The sequence below is a fragment of the Streptomyces sp. iso_384 genome, from assembly GCF_056172905.1.
This window is the reverse complement of sequence record NZ_JBWBTT010000001.1, coordinates 5,631,747-5,652,951: the sequence shown is the minus strand read 5'-3', so window position 1 is coordinate 5,652,951 and position 21,205 is coordinate 5,631,747. Positions and strand designations below refer to the sequence as shown.

The window sequence follows — 21,205 nt, the reverse complement described above, 5'->3', positions numbered from 1 at the left end:
GTATCTCTGTGGACCGGCGGCAGGGCGACATGAGAGTGCTTCCGGCTGCCGAGTGCGGCTTCCGGGGCAACGGACACACATTGTGCCTGGGAAGATCTGGGCACTTCAGGGCGTTTTCGCCCACATATGGGAGGCGGCATGACAGAGACGGCGAGCGGCCCGGCACGAGGTTCCCGCACCAAGGGCGCCAAGGCGAGCAAGGGTCTGCGTATCGAGCGCATCCACACCAACCCCGGCGTGCACCCGTACGACGAGGTGGCGTGGGAGCGCCGTGACGTCGTCATGACCAATTGGCGCGACGGCTCGATCAACTTCGAGCAGCGTGGCGTCGAGTTCCCCGACTTCTGGTCGGTGAACGCGGTCAACATCGTCACCAGCAAGTACTTCCGCGGAGCTGTCGGCACGCCGCAGCGCGAGACCGGTCTCAAGCAGCTGATCGACCGGATCGTGAAGACGTACCGCAAGGCCGGTGAGGAGAACAGCTACTTCGCCTCTCCCGCGGACGCCGAGATCTTCGAGCACGAGCTGGCCTACGCCCTCCTGCACCAGGTCTTCAGCTTCAACTCCCCGGTCTGGTTCAACGTCGGCACGCCCCAGCCGCAGCAGGTCTCCGCCTGCTTCATCCTGGCCGTCGACGACTCCATGGAGTCGATCCTCGACTGGTACAAGGAAGAGGGCATGATCTTCAAGGGCGGCTCCGGCGCCGGCCTGAACCTCTCCCGTATCCGCTCCTCCAAGGAGCTCCTCTCCTCCGGCGGCAACGCCTCAGGACCGGTCTCCTTCATGCGCGGCGCCGACGCCTCCGCCGGAACGATCAAGTCGGGCGGCGCCACCCGCCGCGCGGCCAAGATGGTCATCCTCGACGTCGACCACCCCGACATCGAGAACTTCATCGAGACCAAGGTGAAGGAAGAGGAGAAGATCCGCGCCCTGCGTGACGCGGGCTTCGACATGGACCTGGGCGGCGACGACATCACGTCCGTCCAGTACCAGAACGCCAACAACTCGGTCCGCGTGAACGACGAGTTCATGAAGGCCGTCGAGTCCGGTGGCAAGTTCGGGCTGCGCGCCCGGATGACCGGCGACGTCATCGAAGAGGTCGAGGCCAAGTCCCTCTTCCGCAAGATGGCCGAGGCCGCCTGGGCGTGCGCCGACCCGGGCATCCAGTACGACGACACCATCAACGCCTGGCACACCTGCCCGGAGTCCGGCCGGATCAACGGCTCGAACCCGTGCAGCGAGTACATGCACCTGGACAACACCTCGTGCAACCTCGCCTCGCTGAACCTGATGAAGTTCCTCAAGGACGACGACCTGGGCAACCAGTCCTTCGAGTCCGAGCGCTTCGCCAAGGTCGTTGAGCTGGTCATCACCGCGATGGACATCTCGATCTGCTTCGCGGACTTCCCCACGCAGAAGATCGGCGAGAACACCCGCGCCTTCCGCCAGCTCGGCATCGGCTACGCCAACCTCGGCGCCCTGCTGATGGCGACCGGTCACGCGTACGACAGCGACGGCGGCCGCGCGCTCGCCGGCGCCATCACCTCGCTGATGACCGGTACCTCCTACCGCCGCTCCGCCGAACTGGCCGCGGTCGTCGGCCCGTACGACGGCTACGCCCGCAACGCCGAGCCGCACCAGCGCGTCATGAAGCAGCACTCCGACGCCAACGCCAAGGCCGTCCACGTCGACGACCTCGACTCGCCGGTCTGGGCCGCCGCGACGGAGGCCTGGCAGGACGTGATCCGGCTCGGCGCGAAGAACGGTTTCCGTAACGCGCAGGCTTCGGTCATCGCGCCCACGGGCACCATCGGTCTCGCGATGTCCTGCGACACCACCGGTCTGGAGCCCGACCTCGCCCTGGTCAAGTTCAAGAAGCTGGTCGGCGGCGGCTCGATGCAGATCGTCAACGGCACGGTGCCGCAGGCGCTGCGCCGTCTCGGCTACCAGCCTGAGCAGATCGAGGCGATCGTCGCCCACATCGCCGAGCACGGCAACGTGGTCGACGCCCCCGGCCTGAAGACCGAGCACTACGAGGTCTTCGACTGCGCGATGGGCGAGCGCTCCATCTCCGCGATGGGCCACGTCCGGATGATGGCGGCCATCCAGCCGTGGATCTCCGGCGCGCTCTCCAAGACGGTGAACCTCCCCGAGACGGCAACCGTCGAGGACGTCGAGGAGGTCTACTTCGAGGCGTGGAAGATGGGCGTCAAGGCGCTCGCGATCTACCGCGACAACTGCAAGGTCGGCCAGCCCCTCTCCGCCAAGACCAAGGACAAGGAGAAGGAAGAGGTCACCGCGAAGGCCGAGGAGACCATCCGCGAGGCGGTCGAGAAGGTCATCGAGTACCGCCCGGTCCGCAAGCGCCTCCCCAAGGGCCGTCCCGGCATCACCACCTCCTTCACGGTGGGCGGCGCCGAGGGCTACATGACCGCCAACTCCTACCCGGACGACGGTCTCGGCGAGGTCTTCCTGAAGATGTCCAAGCAGGGCTCGACCCTGGCGGGCATGATGGACGCCTTCTCCATCGCCGTCTCGGTCGGTCTGCAGTACGGCGTCCCGCTGGAGACGTACGTCTCGAAGTTCACCAACATGCGCTTCGAGCCGGCCGGCATGACGGACGACCCGGACGTGCGGATGGCGCAGTCGATCGTCGACTACATCTTCCGTCGCCTGGCGCTCGACTTCCTGCCCTTCGAGACCCGCTCGGCCCTCGGCATCCACTCCGCCGAGGAGCGCCAGCGCCACCTGGACACCGGCAGCTACGAGCAGTCGTTCGAGGCGGACGGCCTGGACGCGGACAGCCTGGCCCAGTCGGCTCCGGTCCACGCCGAGCCTCTGAAGGTGGTGGCGGCTCCCCAGGAGTCCGCCGCGAAGCCCGCGCCGAAGACGGCGCACACCTCGGCCGAACTGGTCGAGATGCAGCTCGGCATCAGCGCCGACGCCCCGCTCTGCTTCTCCTGCGGTACGAAGATGCAGCGCGCCGGCTCCTGCTACATCTGCGAGGGCTGCGGCTCGACGAGCGGCTGCAGCTGACACCGGACGCGGGGCGTGTGCGGACACGCCCTGGCTGACCCGCGGCTCACGAAGGGGGACCGGCCACTGGCCGGTCCCCATTCGGCATGCCGCCCCGGGTTGTCCGGAACTGATTGTTGTCAGCCCTCGGCGGCCCGGCTTCCCATCGCGGCGGCGAACGCGTCGGGGTCGCCGTCGTAACCGCGTACGGCCGACCGGAAACCCCAGGGGCCCGAGCTGTCCCGGGTGAACTCCCCGACCACCGCCGCGGTCGCCCACGCCACGTCGGAGAAGTCGTTCTCCGCCAGCTTGGTGTAGCCCTCGGCGATCTCCATCGCCGTGCTCCCTATGGCGCCGAAGGTCTTGTGGCCCTCGCGCTGCTGGATGGCGACACCGACCACCACTCGCCCGTACCGCTCCGCCAGCCGGTTCAGCTCGATGGTCATGACCTCGTCGAAGCCGAACCCCTGGCCGGTCCGGCTGTCGCGGTTGAGCGTGATGGTGCCGTCCGGCGAGCGGCTGTCGAAGTGGACCAGATAGGCGGGGGCGCCGTACGGATCGTCGGCCGGGTAGGTCGCCGCGATGATGTCGAGGTCGTTGGCCGGTGCCCCGTGCGGGCTGGGGTCCCATTTGACCCGCACCTCGACCTTCTCGATGTCCTTGTTCGGAGTACTCAAGAAACTCCCCTCCCGGCCGACGGCCCGTGGACCGTTCTCTTCGCCCGATACACGACTGACCCGATCATGTACGGAACCGGCCGCTGAACCAACTGCCCCGGTACCGGACGGCGGATTCGGGCCACCCACCGGTACCGTGACCGGCGCCACGTTCCGCGCCGTACGATGGCGCGGTGCTGGTGAAGTGGATTCGCTGTTCCGTGGTGGACCGTCATGGTTTCGAACGGGGACAGCGGAAGTGGGCGGGGCTGCTCGGCGAGCCGGGGTTCAGAGGACAGAGCGGCGGGTGGAGCCGAACGCGCCCCGACGTCGCCCATGTCTTCGCTTTCTGGGAGAACCGCGTCTTCTACGACTCCTTCATGGCCCGCGGGCACGACCGGCTGGCAGCCGGGCAGTCGGGCATGTTCCGCGATATGCAGGTCACCCTCTTCGAGCGCAGCTTCGACGTGAAGACGGGCTTCGAGCCCCACTTCGCGGAGGCGGACGTCGTCAGGGTCGCGCACAGCCGGGTGCACGAGGAGCGCGCCGAGCACTTCGTACTGATGCAGAAGCAGGTGTGGAATCCCGCCATGGCCGGATCACCCGGCATGTTGCGCGGTGTGTTCGGCGAGGCGCCCGGCAACGAGTTCCTGGCGCTGTCCCTGTGGAAGTCGAGTGCCGAGCGCGGCAAGTACCGCACGGCGGGGGCCGAGCGGCTGGTGGCCCGGGCGCAGACCGAGACGGACGTGATCGAGCTGACGGGCGACGTCGTGGACCTGGAACCGTCCTGGACGGTGTGACCCGGGCGGCCCGGCCCCCCCCTGGACCGGGCGACCCGCGCGGCCCCCTCCTGCCGCCCCGACCGGTCGTGCGGCCCCGATCGGATCTAGGCTCGGGACATGGCACGACCGCAGCGCATAGTCCTCGTCCGGCACGGCGAGTCCGAGGGCAACGCCGACGACACGGTGTACGAGCGGGAGCCCGACCACGCGCTCCGGCTCACCGACACGGGTCTGCGGCAGGCCCGGGCGACCGGGGAGGAGCTGCGGGAGCAGTTCGGTGAGGAGCGGGTGAGCGTCTACATCTCGCCGTACCGCCGCACCCACGAGACGTTCCGGTCCTTCGGCCTGGACCCGGTACGCGTCCGGGTCCGCGAGGAGCCCCGGCTGCGGGAGCAGGACTGGGGCAACTGGCAGGACCGGGACGACGTACGGCAGCAGAAGGCCTACCGGGACGCCTACGGGCACTTCTTCTACCGTTTCGCCCAGGGCGAGTCCGGTGCCGACGTCTACGACCGGGTCGGCGCGTTCCTGGAGAGCCTGCACCGCAGCTTCGAGGAGCCGGACCACCCGGAGAACGTCCTGCTGGTCACCCACGGGCTGACGATGCGGCTGTTCTGCATGCGCTGGTTCCACTGGTCGGTCGCGGAGTTCGAGTCGCTGTCCAACCCGGGCAACGGCGAGACGCGGACCCTGCTGCTCGGCGAGAACGGCCGCTACACGCTCGACCGGCCCTTTCAACGCTGGCGAACCCCTGAGCCGTACGGCCGCACCGGATAGAGTGGCAGGGCGATGACCGCTGATTCTGCTTCCGCGCGGCGCTTCGAACGCGCCCTGGCCAGCCTGCGTGGGCTGTCCGTGGGAGACGCCCTGGGCTCCCAGTTCTTCATTCCCGTCAACTACCCCCTGCTGAAACAGCGGGCCCTGCCGCCCGGGCCCTGGCAGTGGACCGACGACACCGAGATGGCCTGCTCGGTCCTGGCCGTGCTCGCCGAGCACGACCGCATCGACCAGGACGCGCTCGCCCGCTCCTTCGCCGAGCGACACGACTTCGACCGGGGCTACGGCCCCGCCGTCAACCGGCTCCTCAGGCTCGTACGTGAAGGCGGCGACTGGCGGGAACTGTCCTCGGCGCTCTTCAACGGCCAGGGCTCCTGGGGCAACGGTTCGGCGATGCGCATCGCCCCGCTCGGCGCCTGGTACGCGGACGATCCCGAGCAGGCCACGCATCAGGCCGAGATCTCCTCGTACACCACGCACCAGCACCGCGAGGCCGTCGTCGGCGCGATGGCCGTGGCCGCCGCCGCGTCGCTCGCCGCCGCCCCCGGCGGGCCGCCGAGCCCCGAGGACCTCCTCGACGGCGTCATCGCGCTCGTGCCGCGCAGCGCCGTCGGCGCGGGGCTGCGCCGGGCCCGCGACATGCTGGACTACCGGGACGCCGGGACGGTCGCCGCGGTCCTCGGCAACGGCCGCCGGACCAGCGCCCACGACACCGTGCCGTTCGCGCTCTGGTCGGCGGCCAGGAGCCTCGGCGACTACGAGGAGGCGTTCTGGGTCACCGCCCAGGCGGGCGGCGACGTCGACACGACGTGCGCCATCGTCGGCGGTGTCGTCGCCTCGGGCGAGGCCGGAGCACCGCCTGCCGACTGGCTGGCACAGACGGAGGAACCGCCGGCGTGGATGACTCCGTCCCTGCGCTGATGCCGGTTCCCGCACTGATCCCGGCCGCCGCACCGATCCCGTTCCCGCGCTGAAACCGTTCCCGCCGTCATCTGTCACGGTCCTGCCACAGGATGCCCCGGCGTGCCGGTGAAGCGTCTACGAACGCGAGTTCGGGATTACTCTTTCGGCCACGCCGCCCCTGGTTGATCTTGAGGGCGTGCGCCGAATGAGACGCCGGGACAGGCGTACGGCCCCGGGCCGCGCGTGGACCCGGTCGGGGAGGGGTCCCATGTCCGATCAGCCGTCCGAGCCGTCCAGACCGCCGGAGAAGTCCGAGGAAACCGGTACGCCCCGGCCACCGGAGCAGCCGGATCCGCCGGTGACCTCGAAGGCCGCCAAGCCTGCCGAGGCCGCCGGCACACCGGCCGCGAACAAGCCACAGCTGCCCGAACCACGGCCGTCCGAACCGCAGTCGCCAGGCGCGGAGCCATCCGGAGCACCGGCGTCCGAACACGAGCCGGCCCGCGCGCGGACCGTCGGCGCGCGGACCGCCGCCGGCGCCGGTAAGCCCGGCGGCCCCTGGCAGTACGCCGCAGGGGCGCCCGGCGCCAAGGACGACGGTGTGACGGCCCGGCTCCGGCCCGCCGCTCCGCCCCTCATCCGCCCCGCCGTGCTCTGGTCGGTCCTGGCCACCGCCGTCCTGAGCATGCTCTTGCTGGGCGAAGGAATCGGGGTGAACCTTCTCATCGTGGCGGTGCCCGCCGCGCTGGCCGCGTTCTTCGCCGCACGGGCCGCGGGCCGCAGGCTGCGGCCCTGGACCGCGACCTGGGCGCTGGGAGGGCTCGCGCTGCTCGCGATACCGGCGCTCCGGGACGCGGGCTGGCCCACCTTCCTCGCCGTGGTGTCGGCCTTCGCGCTCGGCTCGCTGGCGCTGCACGGCAGCCGCAGCTGGCTGGGCGTGCTGGTCGGCTCGCTGGGCCTGTTCGACTCGGTCGTGCCCGGCATCATCTGGGGCGTACGGGGGATCCGCGCGCGGGCCGACGGCTCCCGGGCGCGCTGGGGCGCAGCCCTGCGGACCACGGCGGTGGCGCTCGTGCTACTGGTGGTGTTCGGAACCCTCTTCGCCAGCGCCGACGCCGCGTTCGCCGATCTGCTGGGCAGCCTGATGCCCGACGCCTCGATCGGCGAGGTACCGTGGCGGATCTTCCTGTTCGCGCTCGGACTGGCGGGCGCGCTCGCCGCCGCGTACGCCGCCGCGGCCCCGGTGCGCTGGGACGGGCTCACCGTACGGCCCGGCAAACCCCGGGGACGGGCGGAGTGGGCCCTTCCGCTGATGGTGCTCAACCTGCTCTTCGCCGCGTTCATCACCCTCCAGCTCGTCGTCCTCCTCGGGGGCTACGAGAAGGTGCGGGCGGAGACGGGTCTCGATCACGCCGAGTACGCCCGCCAGGGCTTCTGGCAACTGCTGTGGGCCACCCTGCTCACCCTCCTCGTGATCGCCCTGGCCCTGCGCTGGGCGCCGCGCGGCGGCAGCCGGGACCGGACACTGGTGCGCGCCGTCCTCGGCACCCTCTGTGTGCTCACCCTCGTCGTCGTCGCCTCCGCGCTGCGCCGCATGGATCTGTACGTCGAGGAGTACGGCCTGACCAGGCTCCGGATATCCGTGGCCGCGATGGAGCTCTGGCTCGGCGTGGTGCTGATCCTGATCCTGGCGGCCGGAGTCTTCGGGGCCCGGTTCCTTCCGCGGGCCATCGCGGTGAGCGCGGCGGCCGGGGTCCTGGCCTTCGGGCTGCTCTCGCCGGACGGACTGATCGCCGAACAGAACGTCCAGCGCTTCGAGAACAGCACGTCGACCGCCATCGACATCGACTACGTCAAGGACCTCTCCGCCGACGCCGTGCCTGCCCTGGACCGACTGCCCGAACCGGAACGCTCCTGCGCGCTGCGGATCATCCAGAACGAGGTCCTGTACGCCGACACCCCCTGGTACGCGACCAGCTGGGGCGAGGCGCGGGCGAAGGAGATTCTGGAAAAGCGGCCGGTCGAGGGCGATGGCCGCGACTGCTACCGGGCGGGCCGAAGCGGAACCCGCGACGGCTATCAGCCGGACGACGACGGTTACGACCCGTACTGAGCACGTCCCGCCGGAGCGACGGACCCGCTGAGCCCCATGGGTTCGGCGGGTCCGCGAGGTCTCGAAGCCGTCTCCGATGGCTGATTCGCGGCATGCCCGGCGCCCCGGGGTGTTGCTGCCGTGGCACTCGGCGTACGCTGTCAGGCGCCATGCCGTACGAACCACCCACGCACACCGTCGAGCGCTCGCTTCGCGCTACCACCGGTGCCAGGACCGTCGCCGGTGTCGACGAGGTCGGCCGCGGTGCGTGGGCCGGACCCGTCACCGTGTGCGCGGCGGTCACCGGACTGCGCCGACCGCCCGAAGGCCTCACCGATTCCAAGCTGTTGACCCCCCGGCGGCGTGCCGAACTCGCCCCCGTACTCCGGAGCTGGGTCACCGCCTACGCGCTGGGCGAGGCCTCGCCGCAGGAGATCGACGACCTCGGCATGACCGCCGCCCTCCGGCTCGCCGCCGTGCGGGCCCTGGACGGACTGCCGGTGCGGCCCGACGCGGTGATCCTCGACGGCAAGCACGACTACCTGGGCGCTCCCTGGAAGGTCCGCACCGTGATCAAGGGCGACCAGTCCTGTATCGCGGTCGCGGCGGCCTCGGTGATCGCCAAGGTGCACCGTGACGGGATGATGGCCGAACTGGGCGCCGCGTCCGAGGACTGCTCCGACTTCGCCTTCGACGCCAATGCGGGGTACCCCTCGCCGGTGCACCGGGCCGCGCTGGAGGAGCGGGGGCCCACGGCCCATCACCGTCTCTCCTGGGCGTATCTGGACGCGCTGCCCCGGTGGCAGCACCTGAAGAAGGTCCGTTTTTCCGCCGAGGCGGCCGCATTCGAAAGCGGGGGCCAGCTCGGCTTCGAATTCTGATCGCGCACACGCGCCCCTTTTACCGACGCCGACGACATCGGCGTTCGCACCGACCACCTGCATGCCTCCGATCTTCGAGGAGCCTCAGATTCCCGAGAGCGCCCAGGGTCCCCGCGTCACTCCGGCCGCCGGCCGCACCGCGCCGACCCCCCGTCCCGTACCCGGCCCGCGTTCCGCGGCCACCCCGCGTCCCGGTCGTCCGGGCCCCGGCCCCGCGCGCCCCGCGCCCCCGGCGCAGCGCGCCCACCCCGCCCCCGCGGCGCCCGCCGCACCGGCACCCACCCGCCCGGCGCCGACGGAGGATCGTTCCGCGCCGCAGATCCAGCTGATCCCGGCGCCGGCAGCGGGCGCACTCGACGCGGCCGAGGAGGCCGTCGACCTGCTGCTGGAGTCCGGTCGCGCACCGGGCGACATCCTGGTGCTCACCACCGGCGAACAGCACCCGTGGGCCGCCCACGAGCTGTCCTTCGGCGAAGCCGCGTACTGGGCCCAGCACGACGCGGGCGACGACGTCTTCTTCGCCGACGCCTCCGCGGAGAAGGCCGGCTCCCGGCCCGTGGTCGTCGTCGCGGTCAACGACGCCGACCGGACCGCGGCGGCCCGTACGCTGCCCGTCGCACGCGACCGTGCCGCAGCGCTGTTGATCGTCTGCGGAGACCCGCAGACGATCAACTCCGCGCTCGGCGCCGGGGTCTGAACACGGTCCGAACACACCCCACCGGTGCCCCCGGCCGCCCGCACGGGCGGCCGGAGGCGCCACCGCCTGTCTCCGGGGCCGTGCACCGGGCCTGACTCGATGCCTGCCTGATCGGTGACCCTTCAGCGGGCGGCGGTCCGGCGCAGTGCCTCCGCCGCGCCGCCGCCCGACCGGGTCGGGGAGGCCCGGCGATCGCTGACGGCGTCGGCCAGCAGTGAGGGCTCCGACAGGGAACTGGGCCGTCGCCCACCCCTTCCCTCGCCGAGCACCTGCCAGCCCCCTCGGGTGAGCGTGATGTAGGCCCCGCAGCGGAGCCCGTGCAGGGTGCAGGCGTCCCGGAGGCCCCACATCCACGCACCGTCCTCCTCGGTCCACCGTTCGTCGCCGTCACGGCAGTACAGCAGGACGGCCGTACGGACCGGAGTGCGGCGGCGCAGATCGTGCGGGATGACGCGCCGCAACTGCGCCAGCAGGGCGTTGCGGAACTCCCAGCCGTCCGCGGCCACTGTCGTCCGGCGGGCGAACGAGGCGCTCGCCGTGAGCCGTTCCTCATGATCGAGGACCGCGACCACGGCGGTGGCCGGCACCGGCCGGTGCCGGGAGTGCAGCCCGCTGACGACTTCCCGGGGACTGCGGAGCAGGGGTATGCCCGCCGAGGCCCACTCCGCTGGTTCGAGCATCCGGGCAAGGCGGTTGACGGAGTCTGCGGAAACCGAGGACGCCGCTGTCGAAGTGGCTGTGGGCGGGGCGAATCCGAAGGTCACGGTCCTCCCTTCGCTACGCGCCCGTGGTGCGGGCAGGGTCGAGTGAGGGCGCGCCGCGACACAGCCCTTCCGGGCCCGATGAGGAACTGTGCGGGGGCGTCTCCAATTCTCCCTGGCCTACCGGCAGGCGGCAACGAGCAATTACTGCGGCTGACGGGAATCAGCCGGAATGACACTGATATCCCTGCCCAGACCCGCCCGGGATGACTCCTCCTGTCACGCCTGAACCGCGAGGACCAGCGGAAACACCCCCTGGGCCCCGGCCCGCCGCAGCAGCCGCCCGGCCACGGCCAGGGTCCAGCCGGTGTCCGAAAGATCGTCCACCAGCAGAACGGGGCCGTCCGCGGCCGCCAACGCCTCCGCCAGCTCCGGCTCCACGACCAAGGCCTCGTGCAACGCCCGCACCCGCTGCGCGCTGTTGGTCTGCGACATCATCACGTCTTCGGCGCCCGGCGCGTAGGAGACCGTCCCGAGCAGGGGCATCCGGCCGATCTCGGAGATGCGCAGGCCGAGCGACCGGACCAGTTGCGGCCTGCGGCGCGAGGCGACGGTCACCACACCGACCGGCCGCGGAGCCGCGTCCGCCGAACCGGAGGACCAACCGCCCGGCCCCTTCGCCCAGTCGGCGAGCACGGTGACCACGGCGTTCGTGACGTCGTCCGGCACCGGCCCGTCCGGAGCCTGTGCCGCGAGCATGGGACGCAGCCGGTTGCCCCAGCCGATGTCGGAGAGCCGGCCGAGCGCCCGGCCGGTGAAGGACAGCTCTCCCGCCGGGATGCGCCCCTTGAGGTCGATGCCCACCGCGGGCAGGCCGGTGGGCCACATCTTGCGGGGGTCCACCTCGACACCGGGCCGGCCCAGTTCGTTGCGCGCTCCGTCCAGGGCGGCGGTGGAGACCTTGTCGTCGAAGCGGGCGCCCGCGCAGTTGTCACAGCGTCCGCAGGGCGCGGCCTCCTCGTCGTCGAGGCGCAGCCGCAGGAACTCCATCCGGCACGCCGTCGTCGAGGCGTAGTCACGCATGGCCTGCTGCTCGGCCTCCCGCTGCCGGGCTACCCAGGCATAGCGCTCGGCGTCGTAGACCCAAGGGGTACCCGTGGAGATCCAGCCGCCCTTGACGCGCTTCACCGCACCGTCGACGTCCAGCACCTTGAGCATCGTCTCCAGCCTGGTCCGCCGCAGATCGACCAGGGGCTCCAGCGCTGGGAGGGAGACCGGCCGTTCCGCGCGGGCCAGAACGTCCAGAGTGCGCCGCACCTGCTCCTCCGGCGGGAAGGCGACGGAGGCGAAGTACTGCCAGATCGCTTCGTCCTCCTTGCCGGGGAGCAGCAGCACCTCGGCGTGCTCGACACCGCGCCCCGCACGCCCGACCTGCTGGTAGTAGGCGATGGGGGAGGAGGGCGAGCCCAGGTGCACGACGAAGCCGAGGTCGGGCTTGTCGAATCCCATGCCCAGCGCGGACGTGGCGACCAGCGCCTTGACCCGGTTGGCCAGCAGGTCGTCCTCGGCCTGCTGGCGTTCGGCGTTCTCGGTCCGCCCGGTGTACGAGGCCACCGCGTGTCCGTTCTGGCGCAGATAGGCCGTGATCTCCTCGGCCGCCGCGACGGTCAGCGTGTAGATGATCCCGGAGCCGGGAAGCTCGCCGAGGTGGTCGCCCAGCCAGGCCAGCCGGTGTGCCGCGCCCGGCAGCTGCAGCACACTCAGGCTCAGGCTCTCCCGGTCCAGCGGGCCTCGCAGCACCAGCGCGTCGGTGCCCGCGCCGGTGCCCAGCTGTTCCGCGACGTCCGCCGTCACACGGGCGTTGGCCGTGGCGGTGGTGGCGAGCACCGGGACCCCCGTCGGCAGATCGGCGAGCATCGTCCGCAGCCGTCGGTAGTCGGGTCGGAAGTCGTGCCCCCAGTCGGAGATGCAGTGGGCCTCGTCGACCACCAGAAGCCCGGTCGCCGCCGCCAGTTTCGGCAGCACCTGGTCGCGGAAGTCGGGATTGTTGAGGCGTTCCGGGCTCACGAGCAGGACGTCGACCTCGCCCGCCGCCACCTCGGCCTGGACGCTCTCCCACTCCTCCGTGTTGGACGAGTTGATCGTGCGGGCGCTGATCCCGGCCCGGGCCGCCGCCGCGACCTGGTTGCGCATCAGGGCCAGCAGCGGCGAGACGATCACCGTCGGGCCGCTGCCCTGCGCGCGGAGCAGCGAGGTCGCCACGAAGTAGACCGCGGACTTGCCCCAGCCGGTGCGCTGCACGACCAGGGCTCTGCGTTTGTCGGCGACGAGCGCCTCGATGGCCACCCACTGGTCCTCGCGCAGCACGGCTGTACCGGTGGCATCGCCCACCAGGCGGGCGAGGACGGAATCGGCCGAAGCCCTGAGCGCTGCACGATCTGCGTTGGTCATGCCCCCATGCAACCCGATGGCTACGACAAACCGCGAACGACAGGGCGAGCCTGTGGATAACGTTATCCACAGGGGTCGCGGGATCTGGCGGGCTGCGGGACCGTCAAGCCATGAACAAGCACCACGAATCCACCGGCCCGGCCGGGGAACAGCAGATCACCCTGCGCGGCCCCGCCGAGCTCGCCGACGCCCTCCCGTATCTCATGGGCTTCTACCCCAACGACAGCGTCGTGATGGTCGCCCTGCACGGCGGGCGGGGCCGGTTCGGCGGCCGACTCCGGCTCGGCATTCCGCAGGCGCCCGGCGAATGGGGGCCGGTCGCCGATCAGCTGGCGGAGTGCCTGGTATCGGGGAGCGAGCGCCGTGAAGGACGGCCCGACGCGATCGTGATCTTCCTCTGCCAGGACTCGCCGGACGGCTCGGGCGGCCCGCTGACCATGGAGCGGCTCAGGCCGTTCGCGCAACGCCTGCGCACGGCGTGCGGAGCGCTCGACGTGCCCGTCCTCGAAGCGCTCTGCATCTCCGACGGCCGCTACTGGTCCTACTGCTGCCCCGACCCCCGCTGCTGCCCCGAGCAGGGAAATCCGCTGGCCATGCCCGGCACCACGGTGATGGCCGCGGCCGCCACCTATGCGGGCGTCCATGTCCGGGGCACGCTGCGCGACATGGAGGCGAGGCTTCAGCCCTGGCGGACCCCGGTCGACGTGACCACGCAGCAGGAGGCCCTGGACAGGGCCGTGCCGGTGCTGATGCCGAGGCTCCTGGACGAGCGGGCCAGGCGGGAGGTCGCGGCGGAGACCCTTCAGCTGGCGCGCACCCTCATGGACCGCATCGAACGGGCGCAGCCGGCCCCTCCCGCGCTCGCGGACGCCGGGGACGACCAGCTCATCGGCTCCGACGAGGCAGCCGCGGTCATCCTCGGGCTCCAGGACCGGGAGACCCGGGACAGGGCCGCGGCCTGGATGGAGGGGGCGGAAGCACAGTCGGCGCTGCGTCTGTGGCGGGTCCTGGCACGGCGCTGCGTCGGGCGGTACGGGGAGCACGCGGCCGCTCCGCTCACGCTGGCGGGCTGGGTGTCCTGGTCCACCGGAGACGAGCCGGGCGCACGGGTCGCTCTGACGCTGGCACTGCGCGCCGACCCCGACTACACCTTCGCCCAGCTGCTGCACCGGGCCTGCAACGAAGGGCTCGATCCGGAGGCTCTGCGCCGCTGCCTGCGCGAGACCGTGGACGAGGGCCCGGACAGGGGACCGGGCGAGGGAGAGGCCGTGGGCGCGAAGCCGGGCTCCGGTGCCGGGGCGGCGGACGCATCGGTCTCCACCGCCGCCGACCGGGGTGACACCCCGTTGCGTGTCCGCAGGGTCCGTCCGCTGCCCGACGGTGGTCGGCGGCGCGGGCGTGCTCCCCGGCCTCCGGGTGCCGAGCGGGGAAAGGCGGCACCGGGATCGGTCCGTCCCCGGCCCTCGGTGGCCGGGCGACGGCCGCGCGAGGCCCGGCGGTACGGCCGACGCGGCACCAGGACGCGCCGATGACCCGTCACCCGGAACCGACCGCGGCACCCGGACCGATCACGAGCATGCAGAAGGGAGTGTTTATCGTCAGGCAGACGACTATGATCGCGACATGCCGCCCTACGACCCGTCGACCTTCCCGCCCTTCGCCGTCACCGTCGACCTGGTCGTGCTCACGGTGCGCCGTCACGCGCTCTGCGCGTTGGTCGTCCGTCGCGGAGAGACCCCGTTCCAGGGCCGATGGGCGCTGCCCGGCGGATTCGTCAGGACGGACGAGGACCTGGGGTCCGCAGCGGCACGTGAACTCGTCGAGGAAACCGGCCTCTGCGCACACGATCCGGCGAAACCCGCCGTGGGCAACGGCGCGCATCTGGAGCAGTTGGCCACCTACGGCGATCCGGCGCGCGACCCCCGGATGCGAGTGGTCAGCGTCGCCCACCTCGCCCTCGCACCGGACCTGCCCGCGCCCCGGGCCGGCGGTGATGCCAACAGTGCGCGCTGGGCGCCGGTCGAGGACCTGCTGCACCCCGGCACCGGACGTGAGGGCGAACAGGCGGCGCCGCTGGCCTTCGACCACGCCCGGATCCTGGCCGACGGAGTGGAGCGGGCCCGCTCCAAGATCGAATACTCCTCGCTGGCCACGGCGTTCTGCCCGCCGGAGTTCACGGTCGGCGAGTTGCGCCGGGTGTACGAAGCGGTGTGGGGCGTGGTCCTCGACCCCCGCAACTTCCACCGAAAGGTCACCGGAACGCCCGGATTCCTGGTGCCTTCCGGCGGGACGACCACGCGACAGGGCGGCCGGCCCGCGCAGTTGTTCCGGGCCGGGGCGGCCACGGTCCTCAATCCGCCGATGCTGCGGCCCGAGGTCTGAGTCACCGGGCGTTCCGCCGTCGATGGCCGCGCGGAACGCCTGTCGGCTCACCCCTGCACCAAAAGTCGGAAATGTCGCGTTATGTTGCTGGGTAACCCCCTGCCGCCGAGCGGTCTCACCTTCCGCGAGAGACGCGAGAGAAGCGATGCTCCAGGCCATCGGACTCACCAGCACCCCCCGTCGCGACGCTCCGCCCGCCGTGAACGATCTGACCTTCGAGGCTCCGCCCGGCCGTGTCACGGCCCTGCTGGGCGCCCCGGGCTCGGGCAGGACCACGGCCCTGCGTCTGATGCTCGAACTGGACGCCGGGCGGGGCGTCGCCTACTTCCGGGGGCGGCCGCTGCACCGCATCGCCCATCCGGCACGGGAAGTGGGCGTACTGCTCGGCGATGTACCGGGCCACCCCTCCCGGACCGCCCGGGGGCAGCTCCGTATGCTCTGCGCGGCAGCCGGAGTGCCCGCCACCCGGGCCGACGAAGTGCTCGAAGTGGTCGGTCTCGCCGGGCTCGGGGACCAGCGTCTGGGCACTCTCTCGGTGGGCATGGACCGTCGGCTCGGCCTCGCCTGCGCGCTGCTCGGAGACCCGCACACGCTGATCCTGGACGAGCCCGCGGAGGGGCTGTCCCCACGCGAGAACAGCTGGTTGTACGGGCTGTTGCGCGCGCACGCGGCCCAGGGCGGCACGGTTCTCCACACCACCGGCGACCCCAAGGAGGCGGCCCGCACGGCCGACCGCGTCGTCACCATCGGCGGCGGGCGCCTCGTCGCCGACCAGGACGTCGCCGACTTCGCCCGCACCCGGCTCCGGGCACGGGTCGCCGTCCGCACCCCGCACGCGGCCCGGCTGGCGGCCGTGGTCAGCCGGGAGGCCCGGGCCGCACAACGCTCCGTCGAAGTGGTCGAGGAGGCGGCCGGCCGGCTGACGGTCTACGGCAGCAACTGCGCGGAGATCGGCGACACCGCCTACCGGCACGGCGTCCCTGTGCACCAGCTCGCCGACGAGATCGGCGACACCGGACCCGCCGCCCCGGCGGAGAGCGGGAGCGGGGAGCGCGACGACTCGGCCGCCGCCCTGTCCGAGCTGCCGCCCCCGATCCGGGTGCGCCCCGCACGTGGCCCTCTGCGCCCGCTCCGGTACGAACTGCGCCGCTCCCTCGGCGTCAGGACAACCGCCATGATCATGGCGGCCGTTCTGGTGGTGTCGGCCGCGGTGTCCGTTCTGCTCGCCCGCACCGACGGCACCGCGCTGCCCCGCGTGCTCGCCGCGTGGCCCGCCCTGCTGCCGCTGCCTCCCGCCGCGCTCGGCGCGGGTCTGCTCGGGGCGCTCTCGTTCGGGGACGAGTTCCGCTATCCGGCACTTGCCGCCGCGCGCGGCACCGTGCCCCGGCGGCTCGGGCTGCTGCTGGCCAAGCTCACCGTGACCGCGGGTTTCGCCCTGCTGCTCGCCGGTCTCGCGGTGGTGTGCGGAGCGCAGTGCCTCCGGCTCGTATACGGACCGGACTTGATCGAGGTCCCTTCGAACGCCGTTGCAATGGGCGTGAGTTGGGCCGCTCTGACGGTCGGCTGCGCCTGGGCGGGGCTGTTGGCGGCCGGCGTCTTCCGGGTGGCCGGAGCAGGGATCGCGGCGGTGCTGGCCGTTCCGGTGCTCGTCGTTCCGCTGGTGCAGAAGGTCTTCGCGGCACCGTCCGCGCGTTCGGTCGCCGGACTCCCGGGCAGGCTGCGCGAACTGGCCGGATGGCAGCTGCCGCTCCAGGCCGACCACTGGGTCCTCGCCGTCGCGCGGGTGGTGGCTCAACCCGTCGGGACGGCGCTCGCCCTGTCGCTGTCAGCCCTGATCTGCGCGTATCTGTTCACCAGCCTTCGAGGAAAGGCGCGTTGGTGATCACCGTCGTCCCACGCCGAGGACAGGAGCCCGCAACTCCCTGAGAAATGCCGGGATTGTAGGTATATGGCGTCAATTGCGGAGCGAGCGCCGATCACCCTTTCGTGTGCTTTTCACCAAAGACCTCAAGGGGCGGGCGAGCCGCGCCGAAAAAGGATGCGTGAGTACCCTTGCGCACACCATGATGACCGCCGCCCGCACCGTCGACTCCGGCCTGGCCGGCCCGGGCGAACTCGACCGCTATCCCTATACGGAGGCGCAGGCCGGCGAGCGTGCCGCATCCCGGTCCTGGGGCGGTGCCGATTCCGAGTTGGGACGGGTGAGCCGACGGGGGGCGGCCAGCCGCGGGCGCGGTCTCCACGGCCAACTCGTCCAGCAGCTGGGCCAGATGATCGTTTCCGGCGACCTCGGCGCGGACCGCCCCCTCGTTCCCGAGGAGATCGGCCAGCGGTTCGAGGTCTCCCGCACCGTCGTACGCGAATCCCTGCGCGTCCTCGAAGCCAAGGGGCTGGTCAGCGCGCGCCCCAATGTGGGGACGAGGGTCCGCCCGGTCAGTGACTGGAACCTGCTGGATCCCGACATCATCGAATGGCGGGCCTTCGGTCCGCAGCGGGACGACCAGCGCCGTGAGCTGGCCGAGCTCCGCTGGACCATCGAACCGCTCGCGGCCCGCCTCGCGGCCGGGCACGGCCGGGACGACATCCAGCAGCGCCTCGGCGACATGGTGGAGATCATGGGGCACGCGATGGGGCAGGGGGACGCGATCACCTTCTCCCGCGCCGACGCGGAGTTCCACGCCCTGCTCATCCAGGCCGCAGGCAACCGGATGCTCGAACACCTTTCCGGCATCGTCTCGGCCGCCCTCCATGTCTCCGGCGGTCCCGTCACCGGCTGTGACCGGCCCGGCGAGACCTCGCTCGCCCATCACGCGCGCATCGCCGACGCCCTGGCCTCGGGGGACGCCGGGGCCGCCGAGACGGCCATGCGTCAGCTGCTCGTCGTCCACCCCGACGTCGAGCGTGTGGTTCCCGCGCCGCGCGAGCACTGACCGGGGCGCGGCCGGAAGTGTGGACCCGTGCCGCCGGGCCGCACGGGTCCGGCGGCACAATTGTGAGGGGATGCCGCCCATCGCCCGGTTCGCCGCAAATGAGGTGTGACTCGGGCCACGCGGATTGGCCGTAACACTCCTCGAAGCAGCGCGATGACTTAAGAGGTGAGCGTCGCGGAAGGAATACAGCAGCCCTTGGGCGCGCTGTGCAGTTCTGAGGCCTGACCCGCGCCGTCGGCGACATCCCCAGTCGACGGTCGTCGGTTCCCGCCCTCTCCAGGGCAGGGCCGGAAGCCGTTTCCATCGTTCCGAGAGGTTGTTCGTGTCGGCCAGCACATCCCGTACGCTCCCGCCGGAGATCGCCGAGTCCGAGTCTGTGATGGCGCTCATCGAGCGGGGAAAGGCTGATGGGCAGATCGCCGGCGATGACGTGCGTCGGGCCTTCGAGGCTGACCAGATTCCGCCAACCCAGTGGAAGAACGTTCTGCGCAGCCTCAACCAGATCCTCGAGGAAGAGGGTGTGACGCTGATGGTCAGTGCCGCGGAGTCGCCTAAGCGCGCCCGCAAGAGCGTCGCAGCGAAGAGCCCGGTCAAGCGCACCGCCACCAAGACCGTCGCGGCGAAGACCACCGTGACCAGGACCGTCGCGGCCACCGCCGCCCCGACGGCCGAGAGTGCGGACGCGGTGGCCGACGACGCCGTCGCGGCCGCTCCCGCCAAGAAGGCGGCAGCCAAGAAGACGGCTGCCAAGAAGACCGCCGCGAAGAAGACGGCGGCCAAGAAGACAGCGGCGAAGAAGTCCGGCAAGCAGGACGACGAGCTCCTCGACGGTGACGAGGCCGCCGAGGAAGTCAAGGCGGGCAAGGGCGAGGAAGAGGAGGGCGAGGGCGAGAACAAGGGCTTCGTCCTCTCCGACGACGACGAGGACGACGCACCTGCCCAGCAGGTCGCCGTCGCCGGCGCCACCGCCGACCCGGTCAAGGACTACCTGAAGCAGATCGGCAAGGTTCCCCTCCTCAACGCCGAGCAGGAGGTCGAGCTCGCCAAGCGCATCGAGGCCGGTCTCTTCGCCGAGGACAAGCTGGCGAACGCCGACAAGCTCGCGCCGAAGCTCAAGCGCGAGCTGGAGATCATCGCCGAGGACGGCCGCCGGGCCAAGAACCACCTCCTGGAGGCCAACCTCCGTCTGGTGGTCTCCCTGGCCAAGCGCTACACCGGTCGCGGCATGCTCTTCCTGGACCTGATCCAGGAGGGCAACCTCGGTCTGATCCGCGCGGTCGAGAAGTTCGACTACACCAAGGGCTACAAGTTCTCCACGTACGCCACCTGGTGGATCCGTCAGGCGATCACCCGCGCCATGGCCGACCAGGCCCGCACCATCCGTATCCCGGTGCACATGGTCGAGGTCATCAACAAGCTCGCGCGCGTGCAGCGCCAGATGCTCCAGGACCTGGGCCGCGAGCCCACCCCGGAGGAGCTGGCCAAGGAACTCGACATGACCCCCGAGAAGGTCATCGAGGTCCAGAAGTACGGTCGCGAGCCGATCTCGCTGCACACCCCGCTCGGCGAGGACGGCGACAGCGAGTTCGGTGACCTGATCGAGGACTCCGAGGCCGTCGTCCCGGCGGACGCGGTCAGCTTCACGCTCCTCCAGGAGCAGCTCCACTCGGTGCTCGACACGCTCTCCGAGCGTGAGGCCGGCGTGGTCTCGATGCGGTTCGGTCTCACCGACGGCCAGCCGAAGACGCTCGACGAGATCGGCAAGGTCTACGGCGTGACGCGTGAGCGCATCCGTCAGATCGAGTCGAAGACGATGTCGAAGCTTCGCCACCCGTCGCGCTCCCAGGTGCTGCGCGACTACCTCGACTAGATCGCGGTATCTTCACCGGCCGAGGGCCCGGAACCCCCAGGGGATCCGGGCCCTCCGGCGTGTCCTCGGGTGCGTACCCGGACCGGCTGGATCACGCTGGGTGGATTACTTGTCAACTCAGCGTCAGGAGCCTCCATGCCCCGTCCCGTCGTCCGTGCCCTGACCGGGGTGCTCGCCCTGACCGCCGCCGCGGCCGTGCTGCCCTTCGCCTCGCCCGCCCCGGCGGCCGCGGACAGCATCATCGTCGGCGGCCGGCCCGCCCCCGTGGCCGACAGTCCCTGGGCGGTGGCGCTGTCGAGCCGGGACCGGTTCGGAGGGGCGCGCTCGGGCCAGTTCTGCGGCGGCGTCGCCGTGGCGCCCACGAAGATCCTGACGGCCGCCCACTGTCTGAGTGACGAGGCGCTCGGCGGACCGGCGAACCGGGTGAAGGACCTGCTGGTGATCGCCGGCCGGGAGCGGCTGAGCGACTCCGGCGGCCAGGAGATCCCGGTCCGCTCCATCTGGGTGAACCCGGCGTACGACCCTGTCTCCAACGCCGGCGACCTCGCGGTGCTGACCCTGTCCCGCGCGCTACCGAAGGACGGCGTCATCCCGATGGCCAGGGGTGGGGACGCCGCCTACCGGGCCGGGACGGCGGCGGACGTCTACGGGTGGGGTGACACGACCGGAAGCGGTACGTACGCCTCCGTGCTGCGCTCCGCGCGGGTGCGGGTCCTGCCGGACAGCGACTGCGCGCGCGCCTACCCGGGTGGCCAGGAGGGCACCTACAAGGCCTCGGCGATGGTCTGTGCGGGCGATCCCGCGGGCGGCCGGGATGCGTGCCAGGGCGACAGCGGCGGGCCGCTGGTGGCCCGTGGGCGGCTCATCGGCCTGGTGTCCTGGGGCAGCGGCTGTGGGCGCGCGGGCAGCCCCGGGGTGTACACCCGGGTCTCCGCCGCCCTGGAATGGGCCGCGGGCCGCATCTGAGCCGGGCCGGGCCGCGTGGGCGGTCCGGCCGTCACGACGAGAACGGGCGGCTCCCCCGGTGGGGGAGCCGCCCGTCGGCCGGTCCTGGACCGGCCCCTGGCT

General features: G+C 71.5%; 16 protein-coding genes. 13 read left to right on the top strand and 3 right to left on the bottom strand.

Features of this window, described 5'->3' with window-relative positions; translation table 11 throughout:
• Positions 1-138 precede the first annotated feature (138 nt).
• Positions 139-3,036, top strand: coding sequence for a vitamin B12-dependent ribonucleotide reductase (locus AC0VY3_RS25310; RefSeq protein ID WP_475550676.1), 2,898 nt, complete (start codon positions 139-141; stop codon positions 3,034-3,036).
• 119 nt (positions 3,037-3,155) lie between these two features.
• On the opposite strand, the gene AC0VY3_RS25305 is transcribed toward AC0VY3_RS25310, so the two are convergent.
• A complete protein-coding gene (locus tag AC0VY3_RS25305; RefSeq protein ID WP_103512832.1) occupies positions 3,156-3,692 on the bottom strand; it encodes a TerD family protein in 537 nt (178 codons plus the stop codon).
• Between the two features lie 173 nt (positions 3,693-3,865).
• Between AC0VY3_RS25305 and AC0VY3_RS25300 the strand changes: the two genes are divergently transcribed.
• The 6 genes from AC0VY3_RS25300 (at position 3,866) to AC0VY3_RS25275 (ending at position 9,803) form a co-directional block, all read left to right on the top strand.
• Positions 3,866-4,471, top strand: a complete 606-nt coding sequence (locus AC0VY3_RS25300; protein WP_103512833.1) for a YdbC family protein — start codon at positions 3,866-3,868, stop codon at positions 4,469-4,471.
• 99 nt (positions 4,472-4,570) lie between these two features.
• The gene (locus AC0VY3_RS25295; protein ID WP_103512834.1) at positions 4,571-5,230 is read left to right on the top strand and encodes a histidine phosphatase family protein; all 660 of its coding nucleotides are present in this window, start codon (positions 4,571-4,573) and stop codon (positions 5,228-5,230) included.
• A 12-nt stretch (positions 5,231-5,242) separates the two neighbouring features.
• Positions 5,243-6,151 carry an ADP-ribosylglycohydrolase family protein gene (locus AC0VY3_RS25290; RefSeq protein ID WP_475550675.1) on the top strand — a complete coding sequence of 303 codons (909 nt, stop codon included), beginning with the start codon at positions 5,243-5,245 and terminating at the stop codon, positions 6,149-6,151.
• 250 nt (positions 6,152-6,401) lie between these two features.
• Positions 6,402-8,246, top strand: coding sequence for a DUF4153 domain-containing protein (locus AC0VY3_RS25285; RefSeq protein WP_475550674.1), 1,845 nt, complete (start codon positions 6,402-6,404; stop codon positions 8,244-8,246).
• A 149-nt stretch (positions 8,247-8,395) separates the two neighbouring features.
• Positions 8,396-9,106 (top strand): ribonuclease HII, encoded by a 711-nt coding sequence (locus AC0VY3_RS25280; protein ID WP_475550673.1) that lies wholly within the window; start codon positions 8,396-8,398, stop codon positions 9,104-9,106.
• A 61-nt stretch (positions 9,107-9,167) separates the two neighbouring features.
• Complete coding sequence (locus tag AC0VY3_RS25275; protein WP_475550672.1) at positions 9,168-9,803, top strand: hypothetical protein; 636 nt, start codon at positions 9,168-9,170, stop codon at positions 9,801-9,803.
• Between the two features lie 122 nt (positions 9,804-9,925).
• Here AC0VY3_RS25275 and AC0VY3_RS25270 read toward each other — a convergent pair whose 3' ends face one another.
• Together AC0VY3_RS25270 and AC0VY3_RS25265 are read right to left on the bottom strand one after the other, a co-directional pair.
• Positions 9,926-10,567, bottom strand: a complete 642-nt coding sequence (locus AC0VY3_RS25270) for a hypothetical protein (RefSeq protein ID WP_103511652.1) — start codon at positions 10,565-10,567, stop codon at positions 9,926-9,928.
• Between the two features lie 216 nt (positions 10,568-10,783).
• Positions 10,784-12,955, bottom strand: a complete 2,172-nt coding sequence (locus AC0VY3_RS25265; RefSeq protein ID WP_242742706.1) for a RecQ family ATP-dependent DNA helicase — start codon at positions 12,953-12,955, stop codon at positions 10,784-10,786.
• A 110-nt stretch (positions 12,956-13,065) separates the two neighbouring features.
• On the opposite strand from AC0VY3_RS25265, the gene AC0VY3_RS25260 reads away from it, so the two are divergent.
• The 6 genes from AC0VY3_RS25260 (at position 13,066) to AC0VY3_RS25235 (ending at position 21,103) form a co-directional block, all read left to right on the top strand.
• Positions 13,066-14,487, top strand: coding sequence for a DUF4192 domain-containing protein (locus AC0VY3_RS25260; protein ID WP_103511650.1), 1,422 nt, complete (start codon positions 13,066-13,068; stop codon positions 14,485-14,487).
• A 91-nt stretch (positions 14,488-14,578) separates the two neighbouring features.
• On the top strand, positions 14,579-15,337 hold the full coding sequence (locus AC0VY3_RS25255; protein WP_103511649.1) for an NUDIX hydrolase: 759 nt from the start codon (positions 14,579-14,581) through the stop codon (positions 15,335-15,337).
• 145 nt (positions 15,338-15,482) lie between these two features.
• Positions 15,483-17,219 (top strand): ATP-binding cassette domain-containing protein, encoded by a 1,737-nt coding sequence (locus tag AC0VY3_RS25250; RefSeq protein ID WP_103511648.1) that lies wholly within the window; start codon positions 15,483-15,485, stop codon positions 17,217-17,219.
• 160 nt (positions 17,220-17,379) lie between these two features.
• Positions 17,380-18,267 carry a FadR/GntR family transcriptional regulator gene (locus AC0VY3_RS25245; RefSeq protein WP_181011045.1) on the top strand — a complete coding sequence of 296 codons (888 nt, stop codon included), beginning with the start codon at positions 17,380-17,382 and terminating at the stop codon, positions 18,265-18,267.
• A 322-nt stretch (positions 18,268-18,589) separates the two neighbouring features.
• The gene (locus AC0VY3_RS25240) at positions 18,590-20,137 is read left to right on the top strand and encodes an RNA polymerase sigma factor (protein ID WP_137230149.1); all 1,548 of its coding nucleotides are present in this window, start codon (positions 18,590-18,592) and stop codon (positions 20,135-20,137) included.
• 135 nt (positions 20,138-20,272) lie between these two features.
• Positions 20,273-21,103: a S1 family peptidase gene (locus AC0VY3_RS25235; protein ID WP_103511646.1), complete on the top strand. Its 831-nt coding sequence runs from the start codon at positions 20,273-20,275 to the stop codon at positions 21,101-21,103.
• Positions 21,104-21,205 lie beyond the last annotated feature (102 nt).